This window comes from Aeromonas sp. Y318-1, from assembly GCF_027706125.1.
Taxonomy (GTDB): Bacteria; Pseudomonadota; Gammaproteobacteria; order Enterobacterales; family Aeromonadaceae; genus Aeromonas; species Aeromonas hydrophila.
In genome coordinates this window covers 234,781-250,647 of record NZ_JAPDCM010000006.1, presented here as the reverse complement: position 1 = coordinate 250,647, position 15,867 = coordinate 234,781, and the positions used below count along the sequence as shown (strand labels likewise).

General features: G+C 59.0%; 13 protein-coding genes, 1 tRNA gene and 1 pseudogene. 13 read left to right on the top strand and 2 right to left on the bottom strand.

All coding sequences use genetic code 11. The features are described 5' to 3' along the window. The first annotated feature begins 50 nt into the window (after positions 1-50). Positions 51-1,070 (top strand): hybrid-cluster NAD(P)-dependent oxidoreductase, encoded by a 1,020-nt coding sequence (locus OKB87_RS11390; RefSeq protein ID WP_270827471.1) that lies wholly within the window; start codon positions 51-53, stop codon positions 1,068-1,070. Between the two features lie 84 nt (positions 1,071-1,154). Then, positions 1,155-2,180, top strand: coding sequence for a UDP-glucose 4-epimerase GalE (gene galE, locus OKB87_RS11385; RefSeq protein WP_270827470.1), 1,026 nt, complete (start codon positions 1,155-1,157; stop codon positions 2,178-2,180). Positions 2,181-2,353: 173 nt separating this feature from the next. Here galE and OKB87_RS11380 read toward each other — a convergent pair whose 3' ends face one another. Continuing rightward, positions 2,354-3,103: a DsbA family protein gene (locus tag OKB87_RS11380; RefSeq protein ID WP_270827469.1), complete on the bottom strand. Its 750-nt coding sequence runs from the start codon at positions 3,101-3,103 to the stop codon at positions 2,354-2,356. 198 nt (positions 3,104-3,301) lie between these two features. Between OKB87_RS11380 and OKB87_RS11375 the strand changes: the two genes are divergently transcribed. From OKB87_RS11375 to OKB87_RS11335, 9 genes and pseudogenes are all read left to right on the top strand, one after another. Continuing rightward, positions 3,302-3,389 (top strand) — tRNA-Ser (locus OKB87_RS11375). Positions 3,390-3,952: 563 nt separating this feature from the next. Next, positions 3,953-4,723 (top strand): LuxR family transcriptional regulator, encoded by a 771-nt coding sequence (locus OKB87_RS11370; RefSeq protein WP_270827468.1) that lies wholly within the window; start codon positions 3,953-3,955, stop codon positions 4,721-4,723. A gap of 230 nt (positions 4,724-4,953) precedes the next feature. Next, the gene (hcp1, locus tag OKB87_RS11365) at positions 4,954-5,472 is read left to right on the top strand and encodes a type VI secretion system effector Hcp1 (RefSeq protein ID WP_011705044.1); all 519 of its coding nucleotides are present in this window, start codon (positions 4,954-4,956) and stop codon (positions 5,470-5,472) included. Between the two features lie 186 nt (positions 5,473-5,658). Next, on the top strand, positions 5,659-5,946 hold the full coding sequence (locus OKB87_RS11360; RefSeq protein ID WP_270827467.1) for a PAAR domain-containing protein: 288 nt from the start codon (positions 5,659-5,661) through the stop codon (positions 5,944-5,946). 10 nt (positions 5,947-5,956) lie between these two features. Next, positions 5,957-7,867: pseudogene (locus OKB87_RS11355) on the top strand (type VI secretion system Vgr family protein); the annotation flags it as partial. Positions 7,868-7,936: 69 nt separating this feature from the next. Further along, on the top strand, positions 7,937-8,737 hold the full coding sequence (locus tag OKB87_RS11350; protein ID WP_333563325.1) for an ADP-ribosyltransferase: 801 nt from the start codon (positions 7,937-7,939) through the stop codon (positions 8,735-8,737). Then, the gene (locus tag OKB87_RS11345) at positions 8,734-9,534 is read left to right on the top strand and encodes a DUF4123 domain-containing protein (RefSeq protein WP_270827465.1); all 801 of its coding nucleotides are present in this window, start codon (positions 8,734-8,736) and stop codon (positions 9,532-9,534) included. Before OKB87_RS11350 ends, OKB87_RS11345 begins: the two co-directional genes overlap by 4 nt. Beyond that, positions 9,534-11,540 carry a T6SS phospholipase effector Tle1-like catalytic domain-containing protein gene (locus OKB87_RS11340; protein ID WP_270827464.1) on the top strand — a complete coding sequence of 669 codons (2,007 nt, stop codon included), beginning with the start codon at positions 9,534-9,536 and terminating at the stop codon, positions 11,538-11,540. The genes OKB87_RS11345 and OKB87_RS11340 overlap by 1 nt, the downstream gene beginning before the upstream one ends. Continuing rightward, positions 11,537-12,238 carry a DUF2931 family protein gene (locus OKB87_RS11335; RefSeq protein WP_270827463.1) on the top strand — a complete coding sequence of 234 codons (702 nt, stop codon included), beginning with the start codon at positions 11,537-11,539 and terminating at the stop codon, positions 12,236-12,238. The genes OKB87_RS11340 and OKB87_RS11335 overlap by 4 nt, the downstream gene beginning before the upstream one ends. Positions 12,239-12,366: 128 nt before the next feature. Here OKB87_RS11335 and OKB87_RS11330 read toward each other — a convergent pair whose 3' ends face one another. Further along, a complete protein-coding gene (locus OKB87_RS11330; RefSeq protein WP_270827462.1) occupies positions 12,367-13,251 on the bottom strand; it encodes a LysR family transcriptional regulator in 885 nt (294 codons plus the stop codon). Positions 13,252-13,360: 109 nt separating this feature from the next. On the opposite strand from OKB87_RS11330, the gene budA reads away from it, so the two are divergent. Then, on the top strand, positions 13,361-14,140 hold the full coding sequence (budA, locus tag OKB87_RS11325) for an acetolactate decarboxylase (RefSeq protein WP_017787776.1): 780 nt from the start codon (positions 13,361-13,363) through the stop codon (positions 14,138-14,140). A 27-nt stretch (positions 14,141-14,167) separates the two neighbouring features. After that, a complete protein-coding gene (alsS, locus tag OKB87_RS11320) occupies positions 14,168-15,838 on the top strand; it encodes an acetolactate synthase AlsS (RefSeq protein ID WP_073349178.1) in 1,671 nt (556 codons plus the stop codon). The last annotated feature ends 29 nt before the right edge of the window (positions 15,839-15,867 follow it).

Here is a 15,867-nt window from a genome sequence, read left to right as displayed (position 1 = left end):
CCTTTTTTAACGACACCTGTCCAACATTTCTCAACAAGAGGAGCCTTGCGATGACCTCCACCTCTCTCACCCTCAGGTGCATCGGCCGCCGGGCGGATACCCACGATGTAGCGAGCTGGCAGTTCGTGCCGCAGACGGGCAGCCTGCCTGCCGTGCTGGCGGGCCAGTGCGTGACGCTGCACACCGAGATTGACGGCCAGCCCCACTGCCGTGCCTATACCCTCTCTTCCAGCCCGCAGGATGGCTGCTGGCAGGTCACCATCAAGGATGTCGGACTGGTCTCCCACCATCTGCACCAGACCCTGCAAGTGGGGGACGAGATCCGGGTGGATGGCCCCTTCGGCGACTTCAACCTGACTGCCTTGCCCTGCGAGCGGCCGCTGCTCTTGAGTGCCGGCTCCGGCATCACCCCCATGTGGGCCATGCTGCGCGACGAGCTGGCCAAACGGCCGGATGCCGACATTCGCTTCATTCACAGCGCCCGCTCGCCGGAGGATGTGATCTTCGCAGACGACCTGGCTGCGCTGGCTGCTGCTCATTCCGGCGTGCGCCACGCGTTAGTGCTGGAGCAAGTAGGGGAAGAGGCACCGACGGCTTATCCCTGGGTTGGCCGGCTCACGCCGGACATGCTGAAGGAATTGGCGCCAGACCTACTCGCACGCCACGTCTATCTGTGCGGGCCTGCCCCTTACATGACCGCAGTCTGCACCATGCTGGCGGAGCTGGGACTGCCGGCAGCGCAGTTGCACCAGGAGTCATTCGGCCTGCCTGCTGCTACATCGAGTGCGGCGCCAGTTGCGGCCGGCAGCGACCACTTCTGGCTGACCCTCAAAAAGAGCGGCAAGAAGGTGAAGATCCTGCCGGGTCAGACCCTGCTGGCGGCGCTGGAGGGGGCGGGGGAGACCATGATGGCAGCCTGCCGCGCCGGGGTGTGCGGGGCCTGTCGCTGTACCACGGAAGGTGAGATTGAGCGCCAGAGCGTGATGACCCTGAGCGCACAGGATCTCGATAGCGGGGTGGCACTGGCTTGTTCCTGCACCGCCAACGGGGATGTCAGCGTCGACTATTGAGGGGGCCATGAGCATCCCGCTCTTTTCGCAGCGGGGCCGGGCGGGTAGACTCAGCTTCAGTTTCAGTCGAACGCGGGATAAATAATGACAATTCTGGTCACAGGGGGCGCCGGCTATATCGGCTCCCACACCCTGGTTGAACTCTTGAACATCGGGCAGCAGGTCGTGGTGCTGGACAACCTCTCCAACTCCTCCCCCGAATCGCTCAAACGGGTCGAGCGGATCACCGGCAAGCCGGTCATCTTCGTCGAAGGGGATGTGCTGGACCGGGTCTGCCTGCAACAGCTGTTTGCTGCCCATCAGATCGAGTCGGTGATCCATTTCGCCGGGCTCAAGGCCGTCGGCGAGTCGAGCCAGATCCCGCTCACCTACTACCAGAACAACATCACCGGCACTCTGGTGCTGTGCGAAGAGATGGCCAACGCTGGCGTGTTCCGGCTGGTCTTCAGCTCCTCGGCCACCGTTTACGGCGATCCGGCCTCGGTACCGCTGCGGGAAGATTTTCCCACCAGCGCCACCAACCCTTATGGCCGTTCCAAGCTGATGGTCGAAGAGATCCTGCGCGATCTCGCCAAATCCGATCCCCGCTGGGCCATCGTGCTGTTGCGCTACTTCAACCCGGTCGGTGCCCACGAGAGCGGCCTCATCGGGGAAGATCCCAACGGCATTCCCAACAACCTGCTGCCCTATATCAGTCAGGTCGGTGTGGGCAAGCTCAAGGAGCTGGGGGTGTTTGGCAACGACTACCCGACGCCGGACGGTACCGGGGTTCGCGATTACATCCATGTGGTGGATCTCGCCATCGGTCACCTCAAAGCGCTGGCACGCATCGCGTCGGATACCGGGGTCTTTACCTACAACCTGGGCACCGGTCAGGGTTACTCGGTGCTGGAGATGATCAAGGCATTTGAAGCGGCCAGCGGTCGCACCATCCCCTATCAGATCAAGCCCCGTCGCCCCGGCGACATCGCCGAGTGCTGGGCCGAGCCGCACAAGGCCCGTGCCGAGCTGGGCTGGCAGGCCGAGCGCGGTCTGGAGCGGATGATGGTGGATACCTGGCGCTGGCAAAGCCAGAACCCGAACGGTTATGGCCCTGCTGCGAAGCCGTGATCAAATGTCATGCGCTGCTCGGGAGCCTCATTTATTCATATAAACTCGGGTCCCTGCGCAGCTCTTCGCCTTGCTGACCGCTTCTCGCGGCGGCCCATCAGGCGTGATGGTTTGCAGCTTGAATAGCAAAACGCCCCGGCATGCCGGGGCGTTTTTTATGTGCCGGAGCGGGATTACTGAATGCTCTTGCCGGCGCGCACATCCTTGATGAAGCCTTTCAAGCTGGCCAGATCACGGGGGGCGCCGCGCAGGATCTGATCGCCGATGATGAAGGCCGGTGTGCCTGAGATACTCATGGCTTCGGCCAGCGCCCGGTTGGTGCCGAGATTCTGATCGATGCCGCCATCCTTGATCTTGGCTTCAACCTTGCTCCAGTTGACGCCGGCTGCTTCCGCCAGCTGCTTCACCTGTGCCTCGTCGGCCAGCGGGCCCTGATGGGCGTACAGCTTCTCGTGGAAGGCCTGGTACTTGTCGGGCTGACCCAGCTGTACCGCCAGGGCGGCGCGGGCGGCGAAGTAGGAGGTTTCGCTCAGGATCGGGAACTGCTTGTAGATGTAGCGAATGTCCTTGTCCTCTGCCAGCAGCTGCTTGATCAGCGGGTGAGCGCGTTTGCAGTAGCCGCAGTTGTAGTCGAAGAATTCGACCACGGTCAGGCTGCCCTTGGGATTGCCGCTCTCCGGATCCTGGTTGCTATAGAGCTGCTTGGCGTGTGCCTTGATCAAGGTCTTGTCGTTGGCAGCTTGCTGGCTTTCCTGCTTGGCGCGCAGGGCGTTGGACATCTCGACCAGGATTTCCGGGTTCTTGACCAGATAGTCGCGCACTATCTGTTCCACGTCGCTCTTGGTCAGTTCGCTCGCCTGAACCGGCGCCGCAAGCAGGGTGGCACCCGTCAGGGCGCAAAGCAGGGCATGTTTGATTTTCATAAGTCCATCTTGCTGGGGATTTCGTGATGCTGACTATAGTGGGTGAGTCTGTTTTCAAGTCAAGTTATCTGGTTGAAAAAGCGCTGGTTATGCTCAAATTGGCGGCTTTGTGCGTCATTTAGCCCAATAAATCGGCAAACGAGCGGCGAGGGGATTTACAAGGGCGATCGCCATGGGTAATATTCGCCGCACTGTCGCGGAGGGGTGGCAGAGCGGCTGAATGCACCGGTCTTGAAAACCGGCGATGGGCGACCATCCGTGGGTTCAAATCCCACCTCCTCCGCCATTTATTAAGCCAAAAAGGCCATCCGAAAGGGTGGCCTTTTTGCTATTCAAACGCTCGCGTTCATTCTGACTGTGGTCGGGCAAGCCATCTTTATCCACGTATATTCCGACGCTTGGCTAAGGCTTGCTGTTTTCCCGCCAGTTTTGCTCAGTGTTCATTGTCAGACCATCACCGGACAACCAAGTGTATTGATCATCTCCTTCGGCCCTGATCTTCGCGCAGGTCGGTGGCTATCTCGTCTCGCTGGCTCATCAGCAACAACTTGGGCACCTTCTGTTGCGTGATGCAGAAAGGAGCTGAGGGTTGTTGACCACCGGTGAGGGGAAGAGCCATGGCAAATGTTGCAATGCTTAGCATCCGTAGGGGTCACGACTGGTCGCTGGCGGAACGCCTGAGGTTTTCTGTAGCATTTCATTACAAAAATTACGATTCGATAGCATAAAGTGTGGGAGAGTTCTGATTTTCCTATGTGCCTGAGTGTGCCATCTGTTGACGCTTGTTAACATTCAGCATGTTTCCATGTTTGGCTAGCCTACCTTGTGCACAATCCTCATACCCCAGAGATGAATACCCTGCACGCGCTGGACCTCATCGCCCAGTTCGAGACGGCCGCTGATGATCGCACCATAGTGACCCTGCTGCGCGAGCTGAGCGGCCGCATGGGATTCGACTATTTTCGCCTGGCCTTGATCTTTCCCAGTACCATCCAGCGTCCGGATGTCATTATTTTCAACGGCTGTCCGCAGGCCTGGGTGGATACCTATACCAGCAGCGGCTTCTTTGCCATCGATCCCATCGTCAAGTGTGCCATGACCAAGAGCACGCCCATTCTGTGGGCCGATGTGGTGAACGATGAGGCGCGTTGTGATGAGCAGGGCCGGGAGATGATGCAACTGGCCAACGAGTACGGCATTTGCGACGGCATCACCCTGCCCTGGCACGGTGCCAACGGTCATGTCGGCCTGCTCTCTTTTATCACCAGTACGCCTCGTACCCAACAGCAATGGCTCTCTGCAGTGCCCTTTATCAGCTGGCTCTCCATGCATATTTTCGAGGCGGTGGCCCGGGTCTGTCTGGCGGGTCTGTCACCGCACGATGCGCTGAGTTTGCGGGAGCTGGAGGTGTGTCGCTGGGCGGCGGAGGGCAAGCAGGTGAGCGATATTGCCCAGATCCTGGGGATCACTCCCCGTACCGTGACGTTTCATCTGAACAATGTGGTCAGCAAGCTGGGGGCCAGCAGCAAGAGCCAGGCCATTTCATGGGCATTGAAGCAGGGGATGGTCAGGTTGAATGTGGAGATGGCGTTGGTTGCCAATGTGGATGAAAAGCAGTGATTATGTTTGTTTCAAGCAATTTGTTGCGTAAGTGGCAAAATGTTCCACTGCGAGTGCAAGAACTAATGGTGCAATAGTCTGCTGGTTGCAACTTTTTGCGCCATGTATCCGGCAGGGCGGCTTGTCTGTTTATTAAGTCTTTGAAAAATAACTATAAAAAAGAGTGGCATGGTCGCTGCTAACTGGTTCGGTCGAGTGTCATTACCGTTCAACCAATCAGGAGCATACCCATGCCAACTCCATGTTATATCAGCATCGAAGGTAAAACCCAGGGCAATATCACCGCAGGTGCCTTCACTTCCGATTCCGTCGGCAATATTTTCGTGCAGGGCCACGAAGACGAGATGCTGGTGCAAGAGTTCCAGCACGTCGTGACCGTGCCGACTGACCCGCAATCCGGTCAGCCTGCTGGTCAACGTGTCCACAAGCCGTTCAAGTTCACTGTTGCGCTGAACAAAGCTGTGCCGCTGATGTACAACTCCCTGGCCTCCGGCGAAATGCTGCCGAAAGTGACCCTGAAGTGGTACCGCACCTCCGTAGAGGGCAAGCAGGAACACTTCTTCTCTACCGTGCTGACCGATGCCACCATCGTCGATATCGACTGCCAGATGCCCCACTGCCAGGATCCGGCGAAGTCTGACTTCACCCAACTGATCCAGGTCTCTCTGGCCTATCGCAAGATCAACTGGGAGCACACCGTTGCCGGTACTTCCGGTGCAGATGACTGGCGCGCGCCGATCGAGGCCTAACGCTCGATCTCTTATTGCCGTTATTCCTTGTAGTGCACCCCATGGCCTGACGATGGCAGTGTCAGCCGTCGTCAGGCCCGTGCAAGCTTTCTCCGACCTGTTCAGCTGGATGAGGTCGGAGCTTTTGTGTTTTGCCATATGGCTGCGAGGCGACCTTATGGCAAAGCACAACAGAGGCCAGTCGTCATGTGTTCCACCATTGCATCGTCCGGTGACGTGCTCATCGATCACGATGGGCTTTTCCCATCTCCCGTGATTTCAGTCAGTTCTGAGCGTTCTCTCGGTGGCAAATGGGTGTCCCGGCAGGACGAGCCGCTGGCCCCTCATGACAAACCCAACAATCCACCCCATCCGCGCAGCATCTCGGGCGGCGTGGGCTCTGTGCTGGTGAACGGCAAACCCATCGCCGTGACCGGTACCGCCGTCGGCTGCGGCGGCGTGGTGATTGGCTCAGGCAGCGGACAGGCAGGTTAAGGAGCGCTTCATGGCAGACAGCACAGGATTACAATTTACCGTCAAGGTAGGGGCCCTGCCCGAGAGCACCTTCGTGGTGGCCGAGTTTGCACTGGAGGAAGGGCTAAACCGGCCGTTCAACCTGCGCCTGGAGTTGGCGAGTGCCCAGCCCGACCTCGACTTTGGCACCGTGCTGGACCAGCCGTGCGAGCTCTTGGTGTGGTACAACGGCGAGCTGCAGCGCCGGGTGTGCGGGGTGGTGAGTGACTTTGCCCAAGGCGACAGCGGCTTTCGCCGCACCCGCTATCAGCTCATGGTACAGCCGGCCCTGTGGCGGCTGTCACTTCGCCAGAATTCCCGCATCTTCCAGGCACAAAAGCCCGATGAAATCCTCAGTATCCTGTTGCAAGAGCACGGCATCACCGACTACGCCTTCGCCCTGAAAAACGAGCACGCCAAGCGGGAATACTGCGTTCAGTACCGGGAAACCGACCTCGACTTCGTGAACCGGCTCGCCGCCGAAGAGGGGATGTTCTATTTCCACGAGTTTGAAGCGGGCAAACACCGCATCGTGTTTGCCGACGATGCGGCAGCATTGACTCAAGGCCCCGAGCTCTTCTTCAACCTCGGCAACCGCTCGCTCGAGCAAGGCCCCTATGTCCGCCAGTTCCACTATCGGGAGGCGGTGCGCCCGTCGGATGTGGAGCTCAAGGACTACAGCTTCAAGACTCCAGCTTATGGCCTCTCCCACAAAAAGCAGGGTGCAGAGCTCGAACACCAGCGCGACACCTACCAGCATTTTGACTACCCGGGCCGCTACAAGCAGGATCCGAGCGGCAAGGCGTTTACCCAGCACCGGCTGGATGCCCTGCGCAACGATGCGTTGACGGGCCAGGCTAAGTCCAACTGCGCGGCCTTGCTGCCAGGGCAAAGCTTCTCGCTGACCGAACATCCCAACGGCAGCCTCAACACAGACTGGCAAATCGTGCGCATTCTACACACCGGCTTGCAGCCACAGGCGCTGGAAGAGGAGAGCGGCAGCGGCCCCACCGTCTACCACAACGAATTCGGGGTGGTGAAAGCGAGCACCACCTGGCGGGCACGCATCGGCAGCCCGGAGGCTCCTCACAAGCCGATGGTGGATGGCCCGCAAATCGCCATGGTGGTGGGTCCGGAAGGGGAGGCGATTTACTGCGACGAGCATGGCCGGGTGAAGCTGCAGTTCCCGTGGGATAGATATGGCAGCTCCAACGACCAGAGCTCTTGCTGGGTGCGAGTCTCGCAAGGTTGGGCCGGTGGTCAGTACGGCATGATGGCCATCCCGCGCATCGGCCACGAGGTCATCGTGAGCTTTCTGGAAGGGGACCCAGACCAACCCATCGTCACCGGTCGCACCTACCACGCCACCAACCGGCCTCCTTATGAGCTACCTGCCAACAAGACCCGCACCGTGCTGCGCACCGAAACCCACCAGGGGGAGGGCTTCAACGAGCTGCGCTTTGAAGACCAGGCGGGGCAGGAAGAGATTTACATCCACGGTCAGAAAGACCTGAACGTGCTTATCGAAAATGATGCCGCCTGGCATATCAAGCACGACCAGCACACCGATATCGACTTTGATCGGGTGACCCGCATCAAGGCCAACGACCATCTGACGGTGGAGGGTGAGAAGCGCGACCAGATAAAAGCCGACTACTCACTGACGGTGGATGCCAGCCTGCACCAGAAGCTGGGGCAGTCCCTGTTGGTGGAGGCGGCCAGTGAAGTACACCACAAGGCGGGCATGAAGATCATGATGGAGGCCGGTGCTGAGCTGACCCTCAAGGTGGGCGGCAGCTTTGTGAAGCTGGATGCCGGCGGCGTTACCCTCAGTGGCGGCTCCATCAAGATGAACTCCGGCGGCAGCCCGGGTTCTGGCTCTGGTTGGGGTGGTAAGGCCCCCATCCAGCCAGGCAATGTCGAGGTGCCAACACCACCAGCAACATTGCCAGCCCCGGCCATTCACAAGAGCATGGAGTCCATGGCACCGCTGGCCAAGCCTTGTCCAGCAGCTCCACCACCTGTACCACCTCCGCCTGCCGGGGGCCCACCAGCTCCACCGCCCGCCCCCCCCCAGCTTGCCGGAGGCCCAATGATGCCACCGCCGCCGCCACCTGTTGCGGCCACAGGGGAAGGCAAAAATCCGGCAAAGAAGTGGGCGACGGTAGAGATATCCAAAGCGAATGAAGCACTCAGATACTATTCGGCGCAAGGGTACACATTGCTCAATAACTATTTGCGTGATCGCCCCTACAAGCAGCAAGAGGCCATCGATACCCTGCTTAGTCGCAGCTATTTGAATGATGAGCCGACATCCGCGAGTGAGTTTGACCTGGCAATGAAGGCCTATGTTGCCGATGTGGAGGCTGGTCTGGCGAAATTGCCGGCTTCACCCGATTTGTCTTTCGTCTACCGGGGACTGGCGCTGGACAAGCCGGAGCTTGCAGCCCTCAAAGATCAGTTCACAGGGGTGGGCAATATCGTTGTTGAGTCAGGATTCATGAGTACCTCACCGGACAAGGCCTGGGTCAACGATACCTTGTTGAAGATCCGCCTGCCTGCCGGTCATGGTGGTCGCCTGCTGGGAGATGCAGCGCACTTCAAGGGGGAAGCAGAAATGTTGTTTCCGACCCAGACCAGACTCAGGGTCGATCGAGTGGTTTCTTCCATGAGCGGAGATTTTGACTCCTTGCTCAATACGATTCCAACCTCTGACAATGCATCGGATAACCGCAGCAGGATCAAGCGACTGATTGAGGTTTCCGTATTATGACGTTATCTGATTGGCTCGCTGGTGAGCAAGCGGGTGAAATATATGCCGTTATCGATGGAGCCCAGGCAGAGTCAGCCGTGGCGGATTTCTATACCTATGATGGAGAGAATGCCAATCCACTTTTTGCCGGTACCGCTTTCGATGAGCACTCTGCGTTGGGGCCTTGGTTGCTGCCTGCCCCTTCCAATGAGTTCATGATGGCCAACCCCGCCCTGAGCGGCTTCTATCTGATCAGCGACCAATCAGTGGAGCTGATCCGCCGCCATTGGCAGAGCCTGATAGAAGCGATACGCGAGGGAGAAGCAGTCTGGTTTCGTTTCTCTGACCCACGCATTTTCCTGCCTATGCTCAGCGCCATGACTCCTGATGAACGCGATAGTGTGCTGGGGCCCTGCTCCGGGCTCTGGATCCATGGCAAGGCCTTCTCTCGTACGCCTCATGCCCGGTTCCAACCTGCATTGCAAACTCCCTGGTTTCATATCCGGTCTCATCATCTGGTTGGACTCTACGACGAGAACCGTCATGCCTACATCTTGCGGCGGCGGTTATGGCAGACCATGACGGCTATGATGGAGCGCCATCCTGACCCGGCCGGGGCCATTTTACCCACACTCAAACAGGCCAATCAGGATGGGCTGCAAGAGGATGTGCGCGATGGTGTGGTGGCTGGTGCCTTGGCCTTGCAGGCCAATCTGGCTCTTGAAGAAATACGGGGGCCATTGATGCTGACCGACGATGAGCTGGTTCAGGTAGCCAACTGGCTGAACAAACATCACGAATTGACAGGAGTATCCTGATGGCGGCAGATCCCCACTGTATCCCTTGCGAACGTTATGATAACTGGGTAGAGGTAGACATTCGCGATGAGCACAACCGTTCGTTCAAGGGGCTCAAGGCCACTTTGACTGACGAAACCGGCAAGTCAGAGACAGTCACCCTGAAGGATGGACCCACCCTGGTGCGAGGGTTTGCAGTTGGTCCGGTGACAGTAAAAATCGAGACGCCAGCCTGGCTCAAGGCGGCGCAGTCCCGTGAGGTCCTCAAGGAGGGTGAGACCACACAGGTACCCGCCTATACAGACAAGTTATTCGGGCACTGCGACGTCAAACGAGAGCATATCAAGGTGACCACTGGCGACCTCTGCCTCACTGAGCCAGAGCAGCCACTGCCGAAAGGGCATCAGTCAGGACAAGCCCAGCCTCCCCGTTTTTTCACCAAACACTCCTATGTGATTGAGGTGAAGGGGTATTGGCTGAATATCCTGCGTATCGGGGTGTTCTTTGATGGTACCGGCAACAACACCCACAACGCCCAGGCGGGGTTGCAAAAAGTAGAGCAGTGGCTTCTGGAAACCTGCTCAGATCCGGCGCAGCGGGAGAAAGAGCTACAGGGTTGCCAGATGGGGCAAAGCCCGGTTGAAGGTAGCTCCGCCAATGATGTGACCAATGTGGGCAAGTTGTTTGAGCAATATGACATCGCAGCAGGCCCGTTGGTGGCTCACTGCTATATCAGTGGTATTGGGACTCGCGACCCAATCGCAGGAGAAAATGGCCCTGAATATCGTTCGGATGACACCCTGACCCAGGGATTTGATCTCGATTTTGGTGGGGAGAACACATCTATTATCGGAAAGGTAGAAGTAGCATGTCAGCAGAGCATAGTTCGCTCTATCAATCGGGATTTGGGCGAGATTTTAGTTGATGTGGATTGTATCCATCGTATCGAGTTTGATGTGTTTGGGTTTAGCAGAGGGGCTGCTGCTGCCCGCCACTTTGTAAATGTGATAGACCAAAAAGCTGATCATCTCTTGGTACAAGCTATGGCGAATAGCCCGAATATTCCCCTAAAGGCAGGTTTTGATTGGGCTAGCCGCGACGATGTGCGCTTTATCTTTGTGGGGCTGTTCGATACCGTTGTTTCCTCTTACAACCGCAGTGTCAATATTCAACTCAAAGCGGATTGTGCAGAGCGGGTGGTACATCTCACCGCGTTGGATGAAGTTCGCAAATACTTCCCGTTATCACGCATTACAGAAGATGCTGCAGGCACGAGTACTCCTGCTCACTTTACTGAGCTGGCGCTACCGGGGGCTCACTCTGATATAGGTGGCGGTTACTATAGCCGCTGGAGCTTGAGTAATCCCAACAGCGATCCAGCCCTGATCGAGTGCATTGAGTTGGAGCGTTTTATGAGTGTGGAAACTGTTACAACACCAGATGCCGAGAGCAGTGCCTATCAAAAAGCCAAGGCATATGCCGAGGAGAAACGAACGTTGGGCTGGGTCACACGTATCAACCTCAACCTGCCTCGTGGCGCTGTGCCGCCGCTAGGGGCGATCAGCCTAAAGCCTTACTCCTTCCGGCGTCCCGAGGGGAGAAATGGCACAGGCCCCGGCAAAAAATCGGTCTATGTGGAGGTGCTGATGAGCAGGGTAGTTGAGGGGGAATACTCCCGCATTCCGCTGCATATGATGGTTGAGGCGGGCCGTGCCGTGGGGGTACCGTTTAAAGCGTGGATGCCAGATGATAGATCATTGCAGCTTGAACCACTCTCTATTAAACGGCCAGAGGCTGACTTGAAGGCATTGGATAAACTTTGGGCGCTATCCGCTATCGAACAGAAGGTTGCCAAGAACTTGACCCATCAATTATCGCCCGACATTTATCGTGCCTTGCGTTGTGACTATCTGCACCACAGTGCCAGTAATCAGGGCATCGCCAATCCGGCCAATACTAATAAATATGAGTCCAGCATCAGCAAGGAGAGACGTAAGCTGATAGGGAACAAGGAAGCACAAAGATGAAATATATTGTCGTATTGTTGGGGTTTTGCCTGTCATTAGTGGCCTGTGCGGCACCCCAATCTCTGCCTAAATTTGCTTGGGATTATGGTACAGGCAGCAATATAGATCTTACTAAGAACACCAAGACAGAGTTCTATCTTGGAGGGAAGCAAGTTTATGCCGACCGTTTGGCTGGTGGCGGAGCTGGAGGTCTACTTGCCGATCGAATCAAGGCGCAACGTTACTATTGGGTGGGCGGTAGTGGTCTGCCTACCGATGGTGTTCCCATCCCCGATAAAGCGGTGATTGAGATGGTTTCCTTCCATGATCGCAAGCGCTACCGCATAAAGGTGGACTTACCTGCCAATCTGGAGCAGCAGATGCGTCAAGTCTACTCTGTTGAGGGTCGTTATGACCGCCGTAGCTGGCTCTATTTTGGCCTAGCGCCAGGCGGCTATTTTGAGGTGTTACTTAAGGGAGATAGGCTAAATGTTAAGCCAGATATTCTGCTTGCTCGTGGTATTGCCGAAGTTGTGATCGATGATTGGTATGACCAGAGAGTACCGATAGCGCGCCAATATGGTATGGATGATTTCGACAAGAAATATGGTGAGCTATTCAAGCAATACCCAGTTCCTAATGGGATGGATTGGGCTCCCATCATGGATGCCTATCGTGCTGCCCAGCCCGTCACCGATGTGGATCCTGTGGCTGAATAACGATTCTGTTTCATCTAAACCGGCGATAAAGGTGAGTTGAATTACTCAGCAGGCCAATATTTTTACGCAGTGCAATACAGCCCTAATGCCCCCATCAGCTTATGCCGATGGGGGTTTTTGTTTGTCTTTCAATGATGGCCGGGGATCAGCCCAATCAGATGCTGCAGGCTTTTCTGACGGGGATGGCGGCGGGTGGCGAGGCTGATGCGGGTGGTGAGCGGCTCGGTGGTGATGGGGTGATAGCTGACGCCGTGGGGGTGCAGCTCGCTCACAGATCGTGGGATGATGGCGACCCCGAAGCCGGCCTGCACCATTCCGACGGTGGAGATCACCTGCGGGCTCTGGCTGCCGAGGCGCGGGCTGAAGCCGGCCCGCTGGCAGCGTTGGGTGATGGCGTCGTGCAGCCCAGGCCCGAGCTCGCGGGGGAACAGGATGAAGGGATCCTGCGCCAGCGCCTCGATGGGGATGGCACCACTGCCGGCCAGCGGATGGTGCGGGGGCAGGGCAATCAACATCTCCTCCTCATCGATCAGGTGGTGGGCCAGCGCCGAACTGCTGCTGCAGGGCAGGCGCAGAATGGCGGCATCCAGCTCCTCGCTCACCAGATCGCGCACCAGGTTGGGCATGCTGTTCTCGATGGGGTGCAGGCTGACCTCCGGCCAGGCCTGGCGAAAGTCGTGGATGAGTTGCAGCACGCTCGGGTGCAGCACGGTGGAGCCGGCAAAGCCGAGGCGCAGAGAACCCAGCTGGCCACGAGCGATGCGCCTGGCCTTCTGCATGGCCTGCTCGGTCTGCGCCAGTATCCCCTTGGCATCCTGATAGAGGCTCAGCCCCGCCTCGGTCAGCTCCACACTGCGGGTCAGCCGGTGAAACAGCGGCGTGCCCACCTCCTGTTCGAATTTGCGGATCTGCTGGCTGAGCGGCGGCTGGGCCATGCCCAGCGCCTCGGCTGCGCGGGTAAAGCTCTGTTTGTCTGCCACGGCCACCAGGTAGCGCAGGTAACGGAATTCCATATCTGGTACGTCTCGAAGCTGATGGGTTTGGATATTGGTATCAAACTGTGATCTTGGTCACTATTGAATCCTAATTTGCCAACCTAACAGGATTGGAGGTGAAATCCAAATGGAAACCAATTCGTCATGTGACTGCGCCATCGAGATAAGCCAGCAGTTTGCCCGCTGGCAGGCTCGCCAGGGGGGCGGCGAGGTCTACCAGAGCTCCCTGATGAGTGCCCTGCTGGCGGGGGTTTACGAGGGGGAGACCACCATGGCCGACCTGTTGCGCCACGGTGACTTCGGCCTCGGGACCTTCAACCGGCTCGACGGCGAGCTGATTGCCTTCGAGCGCCAGATCCACCAGCTCAAGGCTGACGGCTCGGCCCGTCCGGCCCGCGCCGAGCAGAAGACCCCGTTTGCGGTGATGACCCACTTTCGCCCCTGCCTGCAGCGCCGCTTCGATCACCCCCTGAGCCGCGAGGAGATCCACCAGTGGGTGGATCGATTGGTGGGCACCGACAACGTCTTCGTCGCCTTTCGGCTCGACGGCCTGTTCGAACAGGCGCAGGTGCGCACCGTCCCCTGTCAGAGTCCCCCCTACAAGCCCATGCTGGAGGCCATCGAGGCTCAGCCGCTGTTCTCGTTCAGCCAGCGGCGCGGCACCCTGGTGGGCTTTCGTTGCCCGCCTTTCGTGCAGGGGATCAACGTGGCCGGCTATCACGAGCACTTCATCACCGAGGATCGCCGGGGGGGCGGCCACATCCTCGACTACGCCATGGGCCACGGCCAGCTGCAGCTGTCGGTGGTGCAACATCTCAATATCGAGCTGCCTCGCAATCCTGCCTTTCAACAGGCCGACCTCAATCCCGCCGATCTGGACCGCGCCATCCGCGCCGCCGAAGGCTGAGCCCTTCGCTTAACAAGGAGTGACATCATGGAAAATCAACACTGGGCCTGTGGGGCCGAACTGGTGGTGCGCCATCTGGAGGCGCAAGGGGTCAAGCAGGTATTCGGCATTCCCGGGGCCAAGATCGACAGGGTATTCGATGCGCTGGAGGACTCCCCCATCGAGACCATAGTGGTGCGTCACGAGGCGAATGCCGCCTTCATGGCCGCCGCGGTCGGCCGGCTCACCGGCAAGGCCGGGGTAGCGCTGGTGACCTCGGGGCCGGGCTGCGCCAACCTCATCACCGGCCTTGCCACCGCCACCTCGGAAGGGGATGCCATGGTGGCGCTAGGCGGTGCCGTGCGGCGAGCCGACGGTCTCAAGCTGACCCACCAGAGCCTGGATACCGTCAGCCTGTGCCGGCCGGTCACCAAGTTCAGCGCCCAGGTGGGTACCGGCTCCGCCCTCTCCGAGGTGATGGCCAACGCCTTTCGCAGCGCGGAGCTGGGGCGGCCCGGGGCGGCCTTCGTCAGCCTGCCGATGGACATCATCAACGAGCCGGCCGATGGCGCCATCCTGGTGCCGAGCGCCATTCCCGAGCCGGGGGCGGCCGACGAGCGCGGCATCGATCGGGCGCTGAGCCTGCTGGCGCAGGCCCGCAAGCCGGTGGTGCTGCTCGGTCTGCTGGCCAGCCGGCCGGAGAACTCCCTGGCGGTGCGCGCCTTCCTCGACAAGAGCCGATTGCCGGTGACGGGCACCTATCAGGCGGCCGGGGTGGTGGATACCCACCATTTCGACGACTTTGCCGGGCGGGTGGGGTTGTTCAACAACCAGCCGGGGGACAAGCTGTTGCAGGATGCGGATCTGGTGGTCTGCATCGGCTACAGCCCCATCGAATACGACCCCGTGCTGTGGAACGGTACCGGTGAGCGCCAGCTGCTGCACATCGATGCGCTGCCGGCGGAGATCGACAGCAGCTACTGCCCGGCGGTGGAGCTGGTGGGCTCCATCAGCGCCAACCTGGCACGGCTGACCCGGATGCTGCACCAGCCGCTGGCGCGGGATCCGGCCATTACCGCGCTGCTCGGCGAGATCCGTGCCCAGCGCCATCAGCTCGCCGAACATGCCGGCCGGCTGGGGGGCACCCCCATCCATCCGCTGCGCATCGTCAAGGAGCTGCAGGACATCATCGGGCAGGACATGACCCTGTGCGTGGACATGGGCAGCTTCCACATCTGGATTGCCCGTTACCTCTACAGCTTCCGGGCCCGCCAGGTGCTCATCTCCAACGGCCAGCAGACCATGGGGGTGGCGCTACCCTGGGCCATCGGGGCCGCCATGGTGCGCCCGGGGGAGAAGATCATCTCGGTGTCCGGTGACGGCAGCTTCATGCAGTCGAGCATGGAGCTGGAGACCGCGGTGCGGCTCAAGTCCAACATAGTGCACATCATCTGGGTCGATAACGGCTACAACATGGTGGCGATGCAGGAGGAGAAAAAGTACTGCCGCAGCTCCGGGGTGAGTTTCGGCCCCATCAACTTCAAGGCCTATGCCGAGTCGTTTGGGGCAGCCGGGTTTGCCGTTACCTGTGCCGAGGATCTGCGACCCACCCTGCGCGCCGCCATGGCGGTGAGCGGGCCGGCGGTGGTGGCCATCCCGGTGGATTACAGCGACAACCACCTGCTGATGGAGCAGCTCAGACCGGAAATGCTCAGTTGAGCCGGATCTGAGGGAGGCTGCGAAGCGGC

Excerpts from the sequence above, each read along its gene's own strand:
- OKB87_RS11390 (WP_270827471.1), top strand. The coding sequence starts at position 51 with ATGACCTCCACCTCTCTCACCCTCAGGTGCATCGGCCGCCGGGCGGAT.
- galE (WP_270827470.1), top strand. The coding sequence starts at position 1,155 with ATGACAATTCTGGTCACAGGGGGCGCCGGCTATATCGGCTCCCACACC.
- OKB87_RS11380 (WP_270827469.1), bottom strand. The coding sequence starts at position 3,103 with ATGAAAATCAAACATGCCCTGCTTTGCGCCCTGACGGGTGCCACCCTG.
- OKB87_RS11370 (WP_270827468.1), top strand. The coding sequence starts at position 3,953 with ATGAATACCCTGCACGCGCTGGACCTCATCGCCCAGTTCGAGACGGCC.
- hcp1 (WP_011705044.1), top strand. The coding sequence starts at position 4,954 with ATGCCAACTCCATGTTATATCAGCATCGAAGGTAAAACCCAGGGCAAT.
- OKB87_RS11360 (WP_270827467.1), top strand. The coding sequence starts at position 5,659 with ATGTGTTCCACCATTGCATCGTCCGGTGACGTGCTCATCGATCACGAT.
- OKB87_RS11350 (WP_333563325.1), top strand. The coding sequence starts at position 7,937 with ATGGAGTCCATGGCACCGCTGGCCAAGCCTTGTCCAGCAGCTCCACCA.
- OKB87_RS11345 (WP_270827465.1), top strand. The coding sequence starts at position 8,734 with ATGACGTTATCTGATTGGCTCGCTGGTGAGCAAGCGGGTGAAATATAT.
- OKB87_RS11340 (WP_270827464.1), top strand. The coding sequence starts at position 9,534 with ATGGCGGCAGATCCCCACTGTATCCCTTGCGAACGTTATGATAACTGG.
- OKB87_RS11335 (WP_270827463.1), top strand. The coding sequence starts at position 11,537 with ATGAAATATATTGTCGTATTGTTGGGGTTTTGCCTGTCATTAGTGGCC.
- OKB87_RS11330 (WP_270827462.1), bottom strand. The coding sequence starts at position 13,251 with ATGGAATTCCGTTACCTGCGCTACCTGGTGGCCGTGGCAGACAAACAG.
- budA (WP_017787776.1), top strand. The coding sequence starts at position 13,361 with ATGGAAACCAATTCGTCATGTGACTGCGCCATCGAGATAAGCCAGCAG.
- alsS (WP_073349178.1), top strand. The coding sequence starts at position 14,168 with ATGGAAAATCAACACTGGGCCTGTGGGGCCGAACTGGTGGTGCGCCAT.